Origin of the sequence: Winogradskyella litoriviva, from assembly GCF_013249065.1 — a bacterium.
GTDB classification, from domain to species: domain Bacteria; phylum Bacteroidota; class Bacteroidia; order Flavobacteriales; family Flavobacteriaceae; genus Winogradskyella; species Winogradskyella litoriviva.
The window spans coordinates 16,517-38,459 of record NZ_JABRWQ010000006.1; the positions used below are offsets into that span (position 1 = coordinate 16,517).

The following is a 21,943-nucleotide window of genomic DNA, read 5'->3' on the forward strand; positions in this document are numbered from 1 at the left end:
AATCAAATTATATATTTAAAAAAATATAAAAACAAAAAGAGCACAAGCCAAAGCACATCTACGAAATGCCAGAAATTTGCAGCAAGTTCTAAACCCAACATATTGTTGGCATCATACTTTTGTTTAAAATGATTATAAATTACGACTATTAGACATATTAAACCAGCAATCACGTGCGCTATGTGCAATACGGCTATAACGTAAATATAAGACATTGTAATATTACTTGTTGGACCAGCAAAATGATAACCCGAGGCTATAATCTCGCCAAAACCTACAAACTGGCTAACTACAAAACCAACTCCTAACGCCAAAGTAGCTAACAGCCATACAGTTACCATACTCCTGTTATTTTGTTTGAGCGCTTGTTTCCCAAGGATAAACGTAAAACTGCTTAGCAAAATAAGGATTAAACTGATTAAAAAAGCTGGTGGCAGTTGGTATTCTAAAAGCCAATCTTCGTTTAATCGCTGTTTACTACTTACAATAAACGCGCTTATTAAGCCTGCAAAAGACATAATTAAAGATCCTATGCCAAACCACAGCATCATCTTTTTAGACCTTGATGCTTTTTCTTGATGTGTTCCTTGTGTTAAATCCATTTATCTCAAAAATTTATCTGCAACATATATTATTTGCAATAATGTGATATAAAATACGCTTGAAAGCATGAGTTGTTTTGCAGCCTTTATTGTTCTTAGTTTAAACAACTTTAATGCATAAACTAGCATAACCATCCCTAATATAAATACGAGAATAGCACCTACAATAGACAATTTTAAATCGCCTGTAAAACCAAAAACCGGCAAAACTGAAGCAATAATAGTCCAAACACTATACATTATAATCTGTACTGCTGTTCCTTTATCTGGTTCACCTGTTGGTAACATGTGAAAACCACCTTTTTTATAATCATCGTGCAAAAACCAACCTATTGACCAAAAATGTGGAAATTGCCAAAAAAATTGAATAGCAAACAACATTCCTGGTTCTATACCAAAACTATCTCTTGCCGCAACCCATCCTAACATAAAAGGAATGGCTCCTGGCAAAGCCCCTACAAAAACAGATAATGACGTTTTTGTTTTTAACGGTGTATAAACGCTTGTATATAAAAATATTGAAATAGCAGCATACATAGCTGTTTTAGGATTAATAACATAAAGTGTAATAAGTCCTAAAATTGTAAAAGATGTTGCAATGATAAACGCTGTATTCACGGTCATTCGGCCTGCAGGAATTGGTCTATTTTTAGTCCTTTCCATAAGCGCATCAAGATCGCGCTCAATAATTTGGTTATAAGCATTAGAAGCGCCAACCATAAAATACCCACCAAAAGCTAATAAAATTAAAGTAGTAAAACTTATGGTCTCAACTCCAAGAAAATATCCGGCTAGTGAAGAAAATACCACACTTAAGGACAATCCCATTTTAGTGATTTCCTTAAAATCTGTTACAACAGAAGCTGCTGATACCGTAGATTTTGTACTACTCAAACTGTATTAATTTATTCTTTTTAAAGCGAATGCAAAGATAGATTGAAAATTAAATATGAGCAACGTTATGCTTTAGTTTTATTGATTTAAGTAAAAGCGTGAATTTTTACATATGTACAAAAAACAATAAACAAACAACAAAATCTATTTTTATTATTCTCCTTTAGAATTTACAAATTAAGCAGATATATCTATTCTTTGCGGTTATCAACAACTCACTAAAAATCATTATACCAGTTAAACAAGTCGGTTCTTATACCAAGACTAAACCATACTGAACCATTACGAATAGTAGTATCACTAACCGAATCAGGATTATAGTCTCTATAAATAATGTTGGTAAAAACTTTAAGGTTCGTTGTTGGGTTTAATAAATATCCAGCTTGTAATTCTGCCATAAAACTATTGGTTTTATTTCCTTGACCTATTTTTATACCTGTGTCTGCATTTCTCGCATTATAATCTCTATAGATATCTCCTCCATATGAAAAACTATCTTCGTCTGTATTGTAATCCAATCCACGTTGACCAATTATCATCTTAGCATCACCAAACCATCTTAGGTAATTATAGCGACCTATTAATACAAATTCTCTAAAGTTTGCTCCCCAAAGATGTGCCATTGGTTGATTAAAGTGTCCATAATTTAAAATCTCGGTATTATGAGAATAGGTATATGGTCTAACTTGATTGTATTCAGCTTGAAGTAATAAATTATCAACTTTAAATGCATTAAAGTATTTGGCGCCTAATTGAAAACCAAATTTATTCTTCCAACTTTTATCTCCTGCTTTAACATCACTTAAAGAAAATTCATCTAATACAAACTGACCGTATATATTAACTTTATTATTCCATTTATATTTAGAACTTAAACCAAGAATAGCATTACCTGCACCTTGGCCTGTTTGAAACTCAATTGCTCTAAAAAAGATAATTGGATTTAGATAATTAACATCAAATCCTCTTCCATTAGTATCAGCCCACATTACAGATTCAAATAAACCAATATTTAAACGTTTGTTAACATTCCAACTTAAATAATGATTTGCCATATATTTTGTTAAAAAAGCATCATCAACCACAACTTCTGGTCTAACATCTTTTAACCACATCCAAGTACTAGTATATTTTATTTTCCAAAACGTAGCATTTAACTTTAAAAATGGATAAGGGCTTGCAACATCACTTTGCAACAAGGAGCGATAACCATCACCAATAAAGTTCTTACCATGTCCGAACTGAACATTAAGAAAATCAGCTGGAGTATAAGACAAATAAGCTTCTGCAACAGGATAATCGTATGCATCTTCTTTAAATCGCTTAGCAATTCCACGACCAGGAATTATAGCTGGATCGGGACCAAAAGCTTGTAAGCTTTCTGCATACTGATTAAAGTAATTTGCAAAGCGACCTTGACTTTCGTATACCGAGGCCGTTAAATTAAATCGTTTTCCCAAACCTGCTTGGATGTTAATACCTCTTGTATTATTCCAAGTAGAATTAAAATTGGCATCTGTATCAGTATCCTTACCCATCTGAAGGTCTAATATAGGATCTACGGTAAACCAGTAATCTTTTCCTTGTACTTCTACCAAATGCTCATTAAATACTTTTTTCTCTAACCACGTATTTGTAGCCTTTGCTAAACTTTCCTTTTCAGCTTGTATATCATAGTATCTTGCTACATCACTATACACAAATGGTTTTGCTGCTGTATGACTGTTAGTGCCTATTGCGTTCATTTCATCATCAAAACGAGCATAATATGAATGTGTAAATGGAATATTTAATTGACTCGTATATTCTAATTTCTCATAAGGTTTTAATTCACTTTCAAGTTGATTAAATTCATTTGAAAGTGTCGCGTTTAAACTATCATTGTTCGTTAAAACTCTATCTTTTGATGATTTTATAACTTCTAATTTAGGTTCCTTTAATGGAATAGCAATATTAATACTATACTGAGTAAATGTTGGGTTTCCATTATATTTAGCAGGTTCTATTTTTGGGAGTAGATTAAATACACGTTGGCTTTCCGTTTTTAATTCTTCATAAATAGCATCTATGTATATTATTTTAAATTCACCTTTATTATTAACTTCAAATAGCAACTGAACGATACCATTGTATGCTTCATCTTCTACTATCTGAGGCGTTTTAAAATTTTGGTAGATAAAGGTATTCAATGTAAAGTTGAAGCAAGGTTTTAACTGATCTACTCCTACTGAATCACAAGCTTTAAACACAGGAGGTTTTTCATAAGAAGAAAATGTTTGAGCATAACCTATAGAAGACAATAGTAAAACAGCAAATAGCAAAATGCGCTTCATAAACACTAATTTTTAATGCTGGAAAGATACTTATTTTTTTTAGTAACCTGAGCCTGAAATTTTACATAAAAAAACCGTTATTAAAATAATAACGGTTCTAAATTTTAGGCTAACTATTTACATTAGTTTCTTATTTCGAACATAATTGGTAATGTATAAATAACACCAACTGGAACATTACGTTGTAAACCAGGTTCCATTTTTGGAAGTTTATTTATAACTCTATTTGCCTCTTTCTCTAAAGCTATATGAGAACCTTTAATTTTAATATCTGTAATATCACCGTTTTTATCAATAGTAAATTGAGTATGGATTCTTTGTCTACCAGAAAGACCATACTTGTAACCAATATTTGTATTAAATTTATTATTTATTAGTTTAGAAATTCTTTCAGACATACATTTCTTTCGTTTGTTATTGCTGTCGTACTTTTCACAACCAGGATAAACCGGCACTTTTTCTATGGCTATAAATGGTATATCATCCAATTCTGTTGGTTCTTCTATAACATTTATATCTCCAACTTTAACTGGTTGTTTAGATATAATTGGGTCGTTTTCTGTTTTAATAATGGTTTTAATAACTGGCACATCATTCTCAACAACTTTAACTTTATCTATTAATTTGACACTTGGTGCAGGTTCAGGAGTTTTAGGCTCAATAACTTCTTCTATAAAAGGTGGTACATAATCAATTAGAAGAGGATCTATTTGAGCTGTTTCATCTTTAATAAAATCGATTTTTTTTTCTTGAAATTGCATTTCAAAAAGAGCATAGGTACCCAATAAACAAAGTATCAACCCTATTTGGAAATAAAGGGTTGAGTTTTTTTGTAAATTTGCATCATGCTTTTGTGATTTCTTTGCTTCAGTTGTGCTCTGACCAGCAAAACCGAAGTCTTTCTTAGAATTTTTCATAATACTATTATTTAAATGTTAATATTATGTCAAAGTCACAATAAGCATACCAAAAACGAAAATCCCGTCCAATTAATTTTGAACGGGATTTTTATTATGGTAAAAAATATATTTATTAGTCTTGTACTTGGAATACAATTGGAATTGAGAATGGCATTACCACTGCTTTTCCTCTTTGTTTCCCAGGCTTCATTTTAGGTAATTGACTAATTACTCGTTTTGCTTCTTTTTCTAATCCTGGGTGAGGACCACGAGCTACAATACTAGAAATGTTTCCTGATTTATCTACTTTAAACTGTACAAAAATTCTCTTCTTTCCTGGAGGCAAGCCTAAGTCACCCGCTAATTCTGTATTAAACTTTTTACTGATGAATTTATTCACCTTTTCGTTCATACATTCTTTTTTAGCCGCATTACCTTTCTTTTTCTCACAACCTGGAAAAACAGCAACGTTTTCAATAACGTTAAAAGGTACTTCAATATCTTCTTCAACTTCTACTACCTCTACTTCTTCAATTTCAACAATTTCTGTTTCCATCTCTGTTTCAGTAGATTCAATTACGGTTTCTTCAACTTCAACCTCATCTTCTACAACTTCAATAACTTCTGGAGCTGATGGTGGTGGAGGTGGTGGAGGTGGAGGTGTTGCAATTTGTTCTGTAATTGGCACTTCTTCCTCTAATTCATCATCTAGATTAAGCGTGTCAGCTACGACATCACTTTTATCATAAGTTTTATAATTAATCGCCATATAAGTAATGCCTAACATTAGTGCTAGACCAACAGCAAAGTACAATGAGCTGTTACGACTCACGTCCGATTTCGGATTCTTTTTAGGTTCCATAGTATTGTTTTTATTATAACATCGCTAATTTAACTAATAAATTATAAAAAAAGCAAGGCTTTAGGTTATTTTAATTTATCTGTGTTTAATTGTACTGCAATTAACGTACCAAAAATAGCACCAATAGTATTTGCAATTAAATCATATGTGTCGTAAGATCTATTAGGATTAACGTAATACTGAAGCAGTTCTAATACAAATCCTAGAAATGCTGCCAAAAAAAATACGCCAAATGGTACATATTTTGTTTTGTAAGGCTTTAAATAAAATGCCCATAAAAATGCTAAACCCAAATAAGCTACTATATGATAAATTTTATCATCAAAAGAAGACCCTAAACTGGGCACTCCTTTTAAGGTAATTAAACTTGCAATTATTAATGCCAATGTGTAAGTAATTGACAAAGGCAAAAGTATTTTTTTAACCACTTATTAATGCTTTATACGCATCTGCAGACAATAAACCATCTATTTGCGAAGCATCTGATAGTTTTAACTTTATCATCCAACCGTCTCCATAAGGATCAGAGTTTACTTTTTCTGGTTCATCTTCTAAACCTTCATTAAACTCTATAATTTCACCAGATAATGGTAAAAATAAATCCGATACTGTTTTTACGGCTTCAACCGTACCAAACACTTCTTCAATATCTAAAGTTTCATCTAAAGTATCTACTTCTACATAAACAATATCACCTAATTCGCTCTGTGCAAAATCTGTAATACCAATTGTAGCTATATCGCCTTCAACTTTAACCCACTCGTGATCTTTTGTGTATTTTAATTCTGATGGTATATTCATTTTATTCTTTAATATAATTAGTATAACAAATGTAAATTTTTAATACTTTCAATTCAAATTTAATTTCCAAAATTATATCGTAATGTAATTCCTGATCTTAAAGATGTTTGTGGGAACGATGTTGAAATTGCAAAATCTGAGAACGTATAATCAAAATAGAAAATGGCAGTTAAGTTTTTACTAAAAGCGTAGTCTGCTGTATATTTTAATCCCCAAATTGTTTGACCTGCTGTAATTTGATTATTCTCTATATCTAAATATCTAATAATCGTTTTATTATCTCTTACAGAAATATCGGCACGCATATTTAAATCACTAACAATGATTTGTTTTGGTCCTGCTAATTGTGATCGAATTCTTAAATCTTTAAATCTATATCCTAATCCAAGTGTATATTCTTTGCCTTGAATTTCTGTCATTAAATTATTATCGAAACTTAGTGATAACACTCTATCTGTTTTAATTTCTGCTAAGACTTTAATAGAATTTTTCATTTCAAAATCTAAACGCATTAAAGGACTAAACTGTTCTTCTAAGTTAATGTTACTAAAAAGGGTTTCATTTTTATAATTACCAGAAGCGTCCTTAACATCATCCATCTGTTCACCATAGGCCAGACCAGGAACTAAATCTTCTGTCACTAAATCTAAATTAGTTCTAAATTGATTAATCGTATAACTAGATCTGTATCCATGCTGAATTGAAAAACGTCTAAAATTCTTTTTAAACCATGGGATTTTCATTAACCCAGTATATTTTAAAGTCCAATTTGGAATTGGTACATCTCTAAAGGCTCCAGTACTTACTTTATCTGGATTTGTACCTTGATACGCAGACAAAAAAGCGGGTAATAACACGCGTTGACTATTTTTACCAAAACCCTCTGGGTAACCTTCTGCATCTGTAGCGTATGGTGTATCTCCATAAAACTCTTTTGCTAAACGATTAGCAATAACTAATCTGTTAGCTCTAAAATCATCAAAAGTTTGTGATTGATTTTCATCACTTGATTTAAAAGCTGTTTTTATTAATGCGGTAGATATATTGAAATTACCAAATGAATTTGTTATTAAATCATCGTATCTATCACTTAGTCCATCTAAATCTTCATCTATGGCTTGAAAACTCTCAGACATGTTTTCTGCAAAAGTTCTATTACCTATAAGATCTATTTTTAAATCTCGCATTGGTTCTATATTGGCAGAATAAACCAATGATGTATTTTTTGTTTCGGTGTATTGTTGATTAAGATCAGGAAATACCGTTAACCATCCATTTCTAGCAGCCAAATCCCTAATATCTTGCTGACTACCAAAGGTATAACCTAATGTTGGTTTTAAAGTCCCAACAAAACCAGGTGTTTGTAAATATCCAGGCAGAAAAGTTCCGTTGTTTTCCGTGTAACCTAACTGAATACGTTTTACCATTGTTACTATGTCTACAACTGTATTATACGCTTTTTTTCCTGTACTTAGTTTATTTGGATTTTTTGTTTTTTCTTTATCAGCAATTGAGTTATTTGGTGTTGCAGAGCGATCTCTTGTGCTAATAGTTCTGGTACGTCCTCTACTTTTCTTTTTACCTTTTCTAACCAAACCTATGGTTTTATATAAGGTTTCCATATTAAGTGTAGAGTTAATATTATGTGTATTAGAATTTTGTATAGAATGGCCTAAATTATAAGTGTTATAAACACCTGGATTATCTGGATCTTCTACTTCTAAGCCTTCATTTAAATCAGATCCCTTTTGCCATTGAAAAGCGCCATTATAGGAGTATGTTGCTCTTAAAAAGCTTAAAGCAGGAATTTTATATAATGGCACCTCATAATTAACTTGTAGCTGTTGTGTTTGATAATTAGGATCTCCAAAATCAAAGAAACCATCCCAAACATCTAGTTCAGAATCTTGACTTCCGCTAAGATTATCATCTATAAAATAATTACGAACAATATTTGTATTTGCCGCAGAAAAATTTAAACTTAAAGCGTCTGTTATATTGTAATTTATAGCATACTGAAAATCGAAAGTATAATTTCTTCTAAATAATTCTTCTATACCAATATTATCGCCACCTAATTCTACTTCTCTAAATTTTTGTTTACTAAACTGTCTATTAATATCTGTATTAACTGAAAAGCTAGATGGTAATAAGTTAAGGTTAAAGTCTTTTAAAACCTTCCAATATTTCCCTGTAAAAAGAGAATCGTTCTTTTTAAATGGTTCTATTTTTATGGGCTCAAATGCATAATTATAATTGGCACCTGCTCTTACGGTTTGATCTAATGCACTTTCAATTTCAAAATCTCTGTGTTCTACTTTATTATAAGAATAGTTTAATGTTAGGTTTTCTACATCGTAAAAGTGCTTTTTAGATTCTGGGCCTTTTTGTTTTCTAACACCTATAAAGTTAATACTTTTTCGTTTGGTATAATCTTCTGATTGTTCTCTAATACGATCTTCGTCTGCGCTAGTTTCTGCTGCATCTATGCGAGAATCTAATGTAAGGTCATTATAATATTGGTCGAATTTTGGTGTTACCAATTCTTCACTTTGCGCATAATTAAACGGAATCTGTACACCCCATTTTTTTGGTAATAGCTGCCCTAATTGCATATTAGTAACAACATCGTATTGCTGTACATCTTCTAAGCTTCTTTCATTTGGCCCTTGCTCTATTCCTCCAAATCCTATGGTGCTTCTGCTTCCTGTTGCACTAAAGTCTGCGAAATCTGCAAGGTTAGTATCCATGCTTACTACAGCAGCCCAACCACCTTCGTTTTCTAAACCAGACATCCTTAATTCGTTAAACCAAACTTCTCCACAAACACTTTCTACATTATTGCTGTTTTTTACACCAACCATTAGAACTCTAATATCTCCAAAATTAGGGTTACCTTTTATAGCAACACGTTGCTGACCAATAGCTACTGTTCCAAATTCATCAACCGAGTTCTCACTGACTTCACCATCTATAACATTGTAAAATGTTGGATCTTCATTAGATAAGGTACCATCAAAAATACCTTTAGATTTTATTTGTTGAAAAGCTTCTAATGAAATATTAATTTCATTTTCGTCTGGCCAAAGTTGTTCTGCTCCAGAGCCTTCAGCCAAATCTGAAGGTAATAAAGGTACTTCAACCTGATAAAAGTTCTCTGTTAAGTCATTACCCATTCTTATAAATGCGGTCATTTCCCCTTCCTCTAATACATCTCCATCTTGGGCCTCGGCATGTAAAAACATTCTTAAGCGTTTGTACTGACGCATATCTATATTGATGTTTTTATATACACCTCTATAATCTTCAACTTCTAAATCACAGGCTTGCAGAACTAAAGATTGTTCATTTTGTCTAATAATACTGTTATTATTATTTAATTCTTCTCTTTCTACACCAGGAGGAGTTTCGTATGATCCATCGTTCTCTTGTATACCAACAATACCAACATTAAATTCGGTTAAATCATTTTCATGCTCAGTGATAGACTCATCATCTAATGGCAATGAATAACGTCTCCAATCGCTACGTACTAAATCTAAAGAAGCAAAACGTAAAACAGTATTCTCTGTAAAATCTGACAAATGCAAACGAGCAAAACGGATAGAACGAATATCTGAAATACCACCAATGGCTTCACGAATATCACTATCTGCAATAGGGATTCTAAACTGGTACCATTTAACATCTGTTCTTACATCTCCATTGGGCAGTGTAACACTTATTGGATCACTTGCTCCACCCTTAACATCAAAAATGTATGGATTATTTGGATCTGATAAACTGGCTGGTGTAATATCTATTTCATATTCAAAATAACTATCAATGGTATTCATTGTGTTATCTCTATTGATATCTTCAACATCTGGCTGTGTTGTAGAACCTCTATTGGTATCCGTAAAAGTGTCTGGCGTATTTCCTTGTAAACCATTGTATTTTTTATAACGCTCAAAAATACCTCCTTCCTCATTTAGGTAATAAGAGTAATTATCGTTTGCTGGATCTTCTCCAAAGTTATTTACACCATAAAGGGTTTGTAACATACTTGCTTCCTCCTCATCATCGAAACCATCATAACCAACATCTTGGTTTGTTCTTTGTTCTCCTGTAGTATCAAAAGTGTAGATTAATGATTGGTTTTCAGGAACAACATAAGGATTCTCAAGAGTCAGCGGTTGATTAAGCAATAGGGCAGAAATATCACCATCTTCAGGCAAACCATTTTCATATTGCTTTCTACCATCTTTTAAAACATCTTCAGAAATATTACCAAGGTTAATAAACAACTTACCTCCTGTATTTGTTGGATTATCTAAAAACGGATCCTGAATCCAAAATTCTATATATTCTACATTAGCTTGTTCAAAATCAGTAGAGGTAATTTGTCTTGTAATACCTGCCCAACTTTCCGCAGGATTAGACAACACATTATTGGTTGCATTAGGATCAAAATTGTATGGACCTCTTTCTGTAGGATAATAAGCTAAATCTAATGTATTTATAACTGATGTTTGCCCTTGTACAATATCTTGATCAGGAAATATTTCTTCAATAAACACACGACGTGTATAAATATCTGAAACATCATCATCTGTCATTCCACTAGGACGCTGTGCACTAAAGAAAATTGGATCTATGGTGTACCAATTTAAAAGCGCTCTACCAAAACCATTTTCAATTCCTTGTTTATTAATTGGGTCATTTTCAGTTACTCCATTTACCGTTAATGGTCTACTAGATAACGACCAAGACAAAGGGCTTAATAAGTCAATTGCGCCTTGTGTACCTTCAAAATCATCAATATACGCTGTAGCCTCACCATTAAAATCTGCTCCACTTGCTGCACCTGGCAATAAGTAAGCAAACTCACCTCTAACAGAAAGATTAGACGGTACATCTGTATCTATATTTGGTAATTTATTAACTAATCTTGTTAAGAATGGAACTTCTGTTGAGTAATTTCCATTAAACCCAAAAATAGTATTGTTTATAGGTTCTGAATTATAGTTTGCTTTTTGGGTAATTGGTCGTTCACTTAAATTTAATAAGGTTGCACCTAAAACAAAATTCTCATTAAACGTGTGCTCTATATTTAACCCTGTAAATCGCTTTGTTTGTTGCCCAAATACGGCATTATTTTCTACAGATACATTAATAGGCGTGTTTGATGCTTTTAGAGCTTCGTCTAAAATTTCTACACGACCTAATTGATAATTTACAGTATAATCTACGCCTTCTACAAGTTGACGTCCACCTGCTGTAACTCTAACAGAACCTCTCGGCACATTAAAAGCACCAATAGGAATACCAGAGTCTCCTCCACTACTTTTAAAACGTCCTTTTATTTGAAATTTATTCTTCTCTGCTTCATCTAAAGCGGCTGTCTTTGTAGATTTATAAAGAATATCGTAAACGTATTTCTTTTGGTTTTCGTTATATCCACTTTCTGTATTGGTTATATCTTCATAATCAACTTCATTGTTATTTGGGTTACCATCATCATCTAAAACATCAAATAAATAACGACCAAATGGTTCTGTTTTAGTAAATATTATTTTACCATTTTGAGATAATACTGTTGTGCCTTCTACATAATCAAAGAACCCATCACCTCTTTCTTGAGGATCATTATTATAATTTAAACGGTCTAAATGAAAAAGTCTAATTAATGGCGTCTCATTAATTTCTGTATCATCTCCAGTATAATTTGTATTATTATCAAAAGTTGGAAATGTTGTGCCTTCTACTGGGTTTATATAATTTACAGAAGAAGCTTCTGTATAAAAGATGTTTAATTTAAAGTCTTCTTGACTTAATTGAAAAGCTCCAGTGTCATAAATATTTTTCATCATTAGGTCCCAAATCGGCTGATCTACAGATGTTACTGCACTTTTCAACATTTTTAAAACTAAACTTTGATTATTTACAACTGAAGTTCCTGAAGTATCATTTACAGTTGTTGCATCAACGCCATCGTTAGCAAATTCACCAACTTGAAAAACTTCTCCTCCTATTGTATATTGAAAGGCTACGGCTAATACTTCATCATTAAGTAAACGCTGATTTAATGATACATAACCCAATTCTGAATTTAAAACATACTCTTGTCCTTCTGTTAGCTTTCTTGCAGATTCTAACTTCCCGTAATCATATCCTTCATTTACGGATACATTAATTCCGTTTTCTACAGCTGTAATATTTCTTACTAAATCTGTTAATTGTGATCCTCCAACACCAATACTTGTTGGGTCAAAATCATTGTTTTCATTATTTGGCTTTGCTCCTGGATTATTTATAAAACCAGCAGGTAATGGGTCTAAGCCTATATTATCAGCAGAAGATTCTCCTAAATCTTGAAAAGCTACAATATTCCTAACATTCTCAGTTTGGTTGTTTCTATTAGTCACCCAAAGTTCTACTCTTGTAATTTGAAGCCCTTGATTATCTATAAAAGGATATTGTAATAAAGCTTTATCATACGTTTCTTTAAAATATTGCGCTAAGAAAAAGTGTCTATTTTCATCATAATCTCTAGCGAAGAATTCAAATTCTTCTACAGTTCCACCACCTTCTGCAACCACTGACTTTGCTTGAGATTGCTGTTCTGAAAACACAGCCGTTACTCTTGTTTTACCGAATTGTAATTCTGTTTTAACACCAAAAAGACTTTGTGCGCCAGTTATTAATGAACTATTTAATGGCATGTTAACATTACCAACTTCAATTTTTCTAATAATATCATCTTCGGTTGGTGTGTACTCTAACTTTACAACCTGTTGAAAATCGAAAGTAGCTTCTGTATCATAATTTGCGGTTACTTGAAGTCTTGTACCAACTTTTCCTAATAAACTTAAACTTATTCTCTGATCAAAATCGAAAGTAAAGTTTGTTCTATTTCTTGGTGAGAACGAAGGGTTATCTTGTTTAGAAAACAAAACTCCTAAATCAACTTCAACCGAACCTTGTGGAATAACATTAATAGTATTGCCTCCAAAAATGCTTTCAAATAATCCAGAATTTACATAAAACTCTGGTAATAAGTTTTTCTGATCTTCTTCTGCACCTTCTTTTTGTCCGGCTTTGGCATCAGCCATTTTCTTATAGTATGCTTTAAGCTTTTCTTCTAATACTAATTTTTGAAATTCTTCTGCCGTTAAAATTAATGGATAATTAATATTGAAATTCCCTACTTTTTCAGTGTAGATATAGCGATCTAAAATAGGGTCATACTCATATTTTGACACTACACTATTTGGATTTGGCATGTTTAATTTACCAAATGAAAACGTTGTTACTGTGCTATCTTGTTCGGTTTCTGTTCCTGTTTCTTGTGCTATTAGAGAATTACCTATTAGCAAAACAAAGGCTAATACAATATAAAACCTATAGGATAAAGCGTAATTATGGTGAGTTTTAATCAATTGCATTATAAGTTTTTAAGAGCTTCTTTAATAATTTGCTCTACAAGGGCATCTGGTTGGGCTTGTAAAATTTTATCGACTACTTTTTCAGATTGTTTTCTATTAAATCCTAAAACATCTAAAGCAGATAACGCTTCATCTTTGTCTGTATTGTTTGTAGTAAGAGAAAGTTCATCTAATCCGTAAACTTTTAACACTTTATCTTTTAAATCTATGATAACACGTTGTGCGGTTTTTAGACCAATTCCCTTTACACTTTGTATTAAAGACACATCGCCACCTGCAATACCTTCCTTTACTTGGTCTGGTGTTAAAGACGACAACATTGTACGCGCTGTGTTGGCACCAATGCCACTTACAGAAATTAATAATTTAAAAATTTCGCGTTCCGTTTTGGACGAAAACCCATAAAGACTATGTGAATCTTCGCGAACTTGTAAATGTGTATAAAGCCTTAGATGTTCTTTATCCGGAATTTGAGAAAAGGTATGAAAAGATATATTAATAAAATACCCAACACCATTGCAATCAATAACAACGTCTGTTGGATTTTTCTCTACAAGTTTTCCCTCTATGTGTGTAATCATTTATAACAAATGTTAAAAACCCAAATGTAATAAAATTATTTTCATTAAAACACTCCTCAAAACACTAATAAAAAAGGACTATTTCTGTTGTTTTTTCTGATATTCTTGAGCGTCAATAACAGAAATTGCTGCCATATTTACAATTTCATCTACACTTGCGCCCAATTGTAAGATATGCACAGGTTTTCTCATACCCATCATAATTGGTCCAATAGATTCTGCGTTATTTAATTCTTTCATTAACTTATAGGTAATATTTGCCGCATCTAAATTTGGAAAAATTAAGGTATTAACTTTGCGACCAGCTAACTTAGAAAATGGGAAGATATCCTGTAATAGTTTTGAATTTAGTGCAAAATCTGTTTGTAATTCGCCATCAACAATCATTTCTGGATATGCTTTGTGCAAATATGAAACTGCTTCTCTTACTTTATCTGCCCTTGGGTTTTCTGAAGATCCAAAGTTAGAATAAGAAATCATTGCTGTAACTGGATCAATACCAAACATACTTGTAACTCTAGATGTCATTCTTGCAATCTTAGCTAAATCTTTAGCAGTAGGATCAATATTTATAGACGTATCGCTTAAAAACATTGGGCCACGTTGTGTCATCATTACGTTAGTAGTTGCTACTCTTGCGACACCATCTGCCATACCAATAAGCTCTAACATTGGTTTTACAACAGAAGGGTAGCTACGAGAATAACCCGTAATTACGGCATCTGCATCTCCTTCATTTACCATCATAGCTGCAAAATAATTACGCTCTCGCATTTTCTTTTGAGCAGAATATAAGGTAACACCTTGCCTTTTGCGTTTTTCCCAATAGGCTTTAGCATATCGGTTTTTACGTTTGGTTTCTTTGTCAGACTTAGGGTCAATTATTTGAACATCTGCATCAAATTCTATTTCCTCCATTAGTTTTATAATGGCATCCTTACGACCTAAGAGTATTGGAAAAGCTACGCCTTCATCGTGTGTAATTTGTGCAGCCTTTAATACATCTAATTGATCAGCTTCTGCAAATACAACTCTTTTAGGATTTGTTTTTGCTCTGCTTAAAATCATTCTAACCAACTTATTGTCAGAACCTAATCGTTCTAACAATGAGTTTTTGTATCGTTCCCAATCTTCAATTGGTTCTTGCGCTACACCACTTTCCATCGCAGCTTTAGCTACAGCTGGTGGCACCTCTGCGATTAATCTTGGATCAAATGGTTTAGGGATAATATAATCCTTTCCAAAAGTAAGACGCGTTTCTGCATAAGCAATATTTACTTGTTCTGGTACAGGTTCTTTTGCTAAATTAGATAACGCTTTTACAGCCGCCATCTTCATTTCCTCATTAATTTTTGTTGCTCTTACATCTAAAGCGCCTCTAAATATAAATGGGAAACCAAGAACATTATTAACTTGGTTAGGATGATCACTACGACCTGTTGCCATAATTATATCATCTCTTGTATCTACTGCTAACTGATAACTAATTTCTGGTACAGGATTAGCCATTGCAAATACAACAGGATTAGCTGACATAGACTTTAGCATCTCTGGTGTAACAATGTCTGGTTGAGATAACCCAATAAATACATCGGCATTTTCCATAGCATCGCTTAGTGTATCTATTTTACGATGTGTCGCAAATTCTGCTTTTTGAGTCGTTAAATTGTCTCTATTATTTCTAATAACACCTTTACTATCTAGCATTACAATATTCTCGCGACTTGCACCACATGCTTGGTATAATCTTGTACAAGAAATCGCAGCTGCACCTGCACCACTAACAACTATCTTTACATCTTCAATCTTTTTTTCTGCTATCTCTAAAGCATTAATTAAAGCTGCCGCTGAGATTATAGCTGTTCCGTGCTGATCGTCATGCATTACAGGAATATCTAATTCTTCCTTTAAACGACGTTCTATTTCAAATGCTTCTGGCGCTTTTATATCCTCAAGGTTAATACCTCCAAAAGTTGGAGCAATATTTTTTACCGTTTCTATGAAAGCATCTACATCTTCTGTGTCTACCTCAATATCAAACACATCAATATCTGCAAAGATTTTAAAGAGCAAACCTTTACCTTCCATTACTGGTTTAGAGGCTTCAGGCCCAATGTTTCCTAATCCTAAAACAGCAGTTCCGTTAGAAATCACAGCAACTAAATTTCCTTTAGCTGTGTATTTATAAACGTTGTTAACGTCCTTTTCAATTTCAAGACATGGTTCTGCAACACCTGGCGAATACGCTAAAGACAAATCGCGCTGCGATGCGTATTTTTTTGTTGGTACTACTTTTATCTTTCCTGGAGTTGGTTTAGCATGATATACTAAAGCTTCTATGCGTTTGCTTTGTTTGCTCATAATCTCAAATGGGTTAAAAGGCAAAGATAAGTATTTGAATGATTGATATTAAATTCATACGATTTAAAAAATTTACGTTATTTAGTAATTCCTAACACTGAACTCATGAGATATTTTTTTCTAATTGTTTTGTTTCTACTAAGTTCTAAGATTTATGGTCAAACAAATAAAAAATTTATTCTTATAGATGACACCACAGAGCACGTTATTCCTTTTGCTAATATTCTTTTTAGTGAAACAGACTATAAAGGAACTTCTACAGATATTGATGGCGTATTTTATGTACCAAACAAAATTGAGAGCATTACCATTAGTTATGTAGGTTATGAGACAAAGATTCTAAAAATAAGCCAAATCAATTCTCAATTAATTAGACTAAAATCTCAAGTTAGTGAATTAGATGAAGTCGTAATCGATGGAGAAAACCCAGCTCATAGAATCATTAGATTAGCCGTTGCTAATAAAGATCTTAATAATCCTGAAAGCTTAAATTCGTACACTTATAAATCGTATGATAAAATATTTGTAGAAATAGACGATGCTAAATCTGGAAATGACACCCTTCAAGTTGTCAATTCGTTTTTTAAAGATTCTTATTTCTTTATTACTGAGACCATCGCCAAGCATAAGTATTTAAAGCCAAGATTTACTGAAGATAGTATCATAGCACGAAGAACTTCCGGTTTTAAAAGTCCTAATTTTGCAGTTTTAGCCAATAGTTTTCAACCGTTTTCTTTTTATGAAGAACATATTTCACTTTTCGAAATAGATTATCTCAACCCAATCTCTAAAGGATCTACGAGAAAATATAAATTCCGATTAAAAGACGAATATGTTAAAGGTAAAGACACGGTTTTTGTAATTTCTTTCGAACCAAGACCTAATAGAAACTTTGAGGCATTAAAGGGTTTACTATACATTAACTCTAATAGATATGCTGTAGAAAGTGTTGATGCAACGACCTTTAATTCTGGTAAGATAGAATTCACAATTCAACAGAAATACAATTTTATAGAGAACAATTATTGGTTTCCGGAGCAATTAAATTTTGAAATCATATTGGGAGATAATATGGGAAGTTTTAAATATGTTGGAAAAAGCTACCTTTCTGAAATTTTACCAAATGCACCATTAAAGAAAAAAGACTTTCCGTTAGTTTCTCTTACATTACCAGATAAGGTAGAAGGCAGAGACTCAAAATATTGGGATCAATACAGAAAGGATGCTCTAGACAAAAAAGAATTAAGAACCTATGTTTTAATAGATAGTATCGGTGAAAATATAAAGCTCGATAAAATTTTAAAATGGGCTCCTAGCTTGGCGAAATGGAGAATTCCCTTAAAATATGTTGATATTGATTTAAAACAACTTATTCGCTATAATAAATATGAAGGCAGCAGAATAGGATTAGGATTATATACTAATGACGATATATTCAAACATATTTCTATTGGAGGATATGGAGCTTATGGCTTTAATGATCATACATGGAAGTATGGCGGAGAATTACTAGTTGATATACCTGGAAAAAAAGATATATCATTTAACCTGAAATACATAAATGATTTACGTGAAACAGGCACCTATTCTGGGAATAGTATTATGAATCCATTTGTTCAACGTAATTGGATTGCAAGCCAAATGGATGCCGTAGAATCTTATAGTATCGTTACAGAAATGAAACTTTTGAGAAATATAAATTGGTCTTTAGGGTTTAATACTGCCGATATAACTCCGTTATACGACTATCAATTTACAAATAACAATCTAGCCATTACCAATTATAAAAATTCGGAATTTACTATAGGAATTGGTTACTATTTTAACGAAAAACTGGTGAATACATTCGGGATTACCTCGCGATTAGATAGTGATGCGCCTATATTAAACCTTACTTACTCTCGTGGTCTCAAGGCTACTTTTGATAGTGATTTTAGCTATAATAAACTTCGGTTTACTTTAGACCACAGCTTTATCACAAAGGGAATAGGTAAAACAACTTATCGACTCGATTTGGGATATATAGATTCGTCATTACCATATGGCTTACTCTTTACAGGAGAGGGTACATATGATAAAAAAGTTCCGATTGTTGTCCATAATTATTTTCAAACTGTAACTCCTTATGAGTTTTTATCTGATCGATATGCTCATTTATTCACAACACATAATTTTGGAAGATTATTTAATAATAAAGGTCGTTTTCAACCCGATGTTCTTCTTTACAATAATCTAGGTATAGGCAGCCTCAATAATGCAACGCATCATCAAAACATTGATTTTAAAACTAATGAGGAAGTATTTTTAGAAACCGGTTTAGAACTGCAGAATATTATAAAATTGCCCTATTTCAATATAGGCTATCTTGGTATTGGTGCTGGTGCATTTTACCGATACGGTTATCATAATCTTAAAAACTCTAATGATAATTTAGCATTTAAACTTTCTTTTGGGTTTAGTTTTAAATAAAATCAGAAACTCAATACGTTATTAATGCCATCTTCAGAAGATGTAATTGTAAATTTATAGGTATTCAAATTCGCTTGTAATTGCACAGAATGTCCATTATTAGACCAGGTGATATCAATTTCATTAGCTAGTGTGTTATTAAATTTTATATTACCCGAAAATGCTTTTGAGGTATTTCTAAGTTTAATTAATTCCAATTGATTTTTCACAATATCAGTTTTTAAACCAAGTTCAACATCTTTCAATGTTAATGTTGTTCTATTAATTTCCTTGTGTCCACCACTACCAGCTTCATCCGCTGCCTTATAATTATTTTTACCTGCAAAAATATCTAAGTACCATATTTGTGGTATACCTGGCATAAACAACTGAATAGCTCGAGCTAATAATAATTTTTGTTCATTTTCTCCGAGTGCACTGAAGAATGTGGCATTGACTTGATAGTAAGAAATCTTTTTGCCAGAAGGGTCATATAAATTTTTTACCCGACCACCACGTTCCATAATCGTATTCATTATATCTTCTATCTCTTCATCTTCCAACAAGCCTTTGTTATAAACACCATCAACCTTTTTCCCTTTTAAATCTAATACTGGAATTCCGTCATGACAGCCCAACATATTCACGGTCTTATAATCTTTATCAATTATTTCTTTAGCCCATTTTAAAAGTGCCTTATTGTTCCCTTTTTCTAGGGTATGAATGACTAATCCTGGTAAGAAGAAATCATATATTTGGTAACCTTTCTCTGCAACTTCATCATGCAGGTGTAAACCATATTCCGCATGGATTTCTGGTAAAAGTGTAAGATTATTTTTCTCAGCAATTTGTTTAATACGCTCCAAATGCTGCCATGTACCTGGTTTGTTAAAAAAGTTAGATTGACCAACTTCTTTATGCAAGTAGGCAAAAGCATCTAACCTTAATACTTTACAACCAAAGCTTTTTACTTTAGCTAATGTTTCTTCATAAAAATCCCAAACTAATTCGGAATTGGCATTGACATCCATTTGACCTAAATAGGTACAGTTTCTGTCTACGACTTTTAAAATTTGTGATTTTAGATGAGTATTCTCTTCAAAGTTAATAGTGCTTGGTTCTAGATTATCATCTATTGCTTCATTAACTTTTTCTACTATTATTGTTTTGTCGACATAATTTAATTCTTCGATGTTCTTTAAGTCAGCTAAAGCAATTTTATTGTATGTTACTTGCTGATAGAACGTATTCCAATAAGGTTGTTTGGACCCATTTGGAAAAGGTACTTTTAAAATTGGTAAACCCGATTTTCTCATAAATAACTTATTGAGATATTCTTCCTTCGGGATGATTATACCATCTTTATTTAATTCACCATTTCCTTCCCAAAATGTGTTCCAGTTAATAAAAAAATCTTTGTATTTTGAATCATCACCATGTTCTAGTAAATCTTTAAATTGTGGTGATGCTACAGATAAATGATTTAGCACGATATCAAATTTCAGCATGATATTTAGAGCATCTAAAGCTTTTAAGTCATCTTCTGAAACTAAATCTTTATTAAGGTTGTAATCTATAACAGAAAAGCCGCGATCTAAATCACTATTAAAAAATGTAGGTAACACATAGAATAAAGAAAAGGCATCTTTAAACTCTGGCATTTTAAGCATTTTAATAGTATCGTTTAATTTTTGACCTATACTATCTGGATACGCATTAAGCATTACACCATTAGTAATCGTATTACTTTTTGTTATTTTCATAATATCTATTTATAAAAAATGATTATAAAAGTTTAGATAATATATCAATGTTATCGGGTAATCGTCCTACATTTTGTAATTTTAAAGCAGCCAATTGTAAAGCAACTTTTAAGCATTCTTCTACTGGTTTTTCCTTTATATAAGCAAATAAAAACCCAGACCAAAAAGCATCTCCTGCTCCAGTTGCATCCATTACATTTTCAACTTTGATTGCAGGTAATTGTATAAGCTCTTTATTCTTTTGAGATAGCTTAACCCCTTTACTCCCTAATGTAAGGCAGATAATGTCTACTCCTTCATTGTGGAAAAATTCAAAAATTTCATTATGAGGTAAAGTGCGCTCAAAAAACCTTAGCATATCATCTTCACTAATTTTTATTAGCGGATTAAATTTACAATACGCCTTAATAACTCTTAATGCCTCTTCTTTATTCTCCCAAAGCTCATCTGCATAATTAATATCAATACTTAATTGACACCCTAATTTATATGCTTCCTCTGCCTTTTTTAATATCGTTGTTTGTGCCGGATCTTTGCTAAGTGCAAAACAAGTGGTATGATAAACATTAGTTTTAGTAAGTAACTCTGTCGGTATTTGACGCTCATCTATGCGGTAATCTGCTTCACGATAAGGCATAAACTCTGGTGTTTCTTGTGATCTTGATACAAAAATTACACTTGTAGGCTTTTTTTTGATTTTTGAAATTGACTTTGTAATTACGCCTACCTCATTTAACCTTTTAAATATGTACTCGCCAAAACCATCATCTCCGACTGTGGCTACCATTTGAGATCTTAATCCTAATCTTGCAGAATTCATTGCAACATTAGTTGGAGAACCACCTAAATATCTATGATAATCTCTAGTGTTGTTTATTAAAACATCTTTTTGATGCCCAATAAAATCAATTAAGACCTCACCTACACATAGAATGTCTATATTTTTAATATTATTTTTCAAAATAAATTTAA

General features: G+C 32.2%; 13 protein-coding genes. 1 reads left to right on the plus strand and 12 read right to left on the minus strand.

Annotated elements, in window-relative coordinates; genetic code table 11:
- Nucleotides 1–2: 2 nt before the first annotated feature.
- From HNV10_RS13500 to HNV10_RS13545, 10 genes are all read right to left on the minus strand, one after another.
- A complete protein-coding gene (locus HNV10_RS13500; RefSeq protein WP_173301927.1) occupies nt 3–602 on the minus strand; it encodes a cytochrome c oxidase subunit 3 in 600 nt (199 codons plus the stop codon).
- A complete protein-coding gene (gene cyoE / locus HNV10_RS13505; protein WP_173301928.1) occupies nt 603–1,496 on the minus strand; it encodes a heme o synthase in 894 nt (297 codons plus the stop codon). It lies immediately after the preceding gene.
- Between the two features lie 218 nt (nt 1,497–1,714).
- Nucleotides 1,715–3,829, minus strand: a complete 2,115-nt coding sequence (locus tag HNV10_RS13510) for a gliding motility protein RemB (protein ID WP_173301929.1) — start codon at nt 3,827–3,829, stop codon at nt 1,715–1,717.
- Nucleotides 3,830–3,951: 122 nt separating this feature from the next.
- Nucleotides 3,952–4,746 carry an energy transducer TonB gene (locus HNV10_RS13515; protein WP_173301930.1) on the minus strand — a complete coding sequence of 265 codons (795 nt, stop codon included), beginning with the start codon at nt 4,744–4,746 and terminating at the stop codon, nt 3,952–3,954.
- 115 nt (nt 4,747–4,861) lie between these two features.
- Entirely contained in the window at nt 4,862–5,590 is a 729-nt protein-coding gene (locus tag HNV10_RS13520; RefSeq protein ID WP_173301931.1) for an energy transducer TonB, read from the minus strand.
- A 65-nt stretch (nt 5,591–5,655) separates the two neighbouring features.
- Nucleotides 5,656–5,994 carry a VanZ family protein gene (locus tag HNV10_RS13525; protein ID WP_173301932.1) on the minus strand — a complete coding sequence of 113 codons (339 nt, stop codon included), beginning with the start codon at nt 5,992–5,994 and terminating at the stop codon, nt 5,656–5,658.
- Nucleotides 5,995–6,010: 16 nt separating this feature from the next.
- Nucleotides 6,011–6,391 (minus strand): glycine cleavage system protein GcvH, encoded by a 381-nt coding sequence (gcvH, locus tag HNV10_RS13530; protein ID WP_173301933.1) that lies wholly within the window; start codon nt 6,389–6,391, stop codon nt 6,011–6,013.
- A gap of 59 nt (nt 6,392–6,450) precedes the next feature.
- Nucleotides 6,451–13,818, minus strand: a complete 7,368-nt coding sequence (sov, locus tag HNV10_RS13535; RefSeq protein WP_173301934.1) for a T9SS outer membrane translocon Sov/SprA — start codon at nt 13,816–13,818, stop codon at nt 6,451–6,453.
- Nucleotides 13,818–14,399, minus strand: coding sequence for a Holliday junction branch migration protein RuvA (ruvA, locus tag HNV10_RS13540; RefSeq protein ID WP_173301935.1), 582 nt, complete (start codon nt 14,397–14,399; stop codon nt 13,818–13,820). The genes sov and ruvA overlap by 1 nt, the downstream gene beginning before the upstream one ends.
- Nucleotides 14,400–14,477: 78 nt before the next feature.
- Nucleotides 14,478–16,760, minus strand: coding sequence for an NADP-dependent malic enzyme (locus tag HNV10_RS13545; RefSeq protein ID WP_173301936.1), 2,283 nt, complete (start codon nt 16,758–16,760; stop codon nt 14,478–14,480).
- Nucleotides 16,761–16,865: 105 nt separating this feature from the next.
- Here HNV10_RS13545 and HNV10_RS13550 point away from each other — a divergent pair, with 105 nt between their 5' ends.
- On the plus strand, nt 16,866–19,229 hold the full coding sequence (locus HNV10_RS13550) for a DUF5686 family protein (protein WP_173301937.1): 2,364 nt from the start codon (nt 16,866–16,868) through the stop codon (nt 19,227–19,229).
- A 2-nt stretch (nt 19,230–19,231) separates the two neighbouring features.
- Here the strand turns inward: HNV10_RS13550 and HNV10_RS13555 are convergent, their stop codons facing one another.
- Complete coding sequence (locus tag HNV10_RS13555; RefSeq protein WP_173301938.1) at nt 19,232–20,971, minus strand: alpha-amylase family protein; 1,740 nt, start codon at nt 20,969–20,971, stop codon at nt 19,232–19,234.
- Between the two features lie 22 nt (nt 20,972–20,993).
- Nucleotides 20,994–21,932, minus strand: coding sequence for a carbohydrate kinase family protein (locus HNV10_RS13560; protein ID WP_194241047.1), 939 nt, complete (start codon nt 21,930–21,932; stop codon nt 20,994–20,996).
- Between the last annotated feature and the right edge of the window lie 11 nt (nt 21,933–21,943).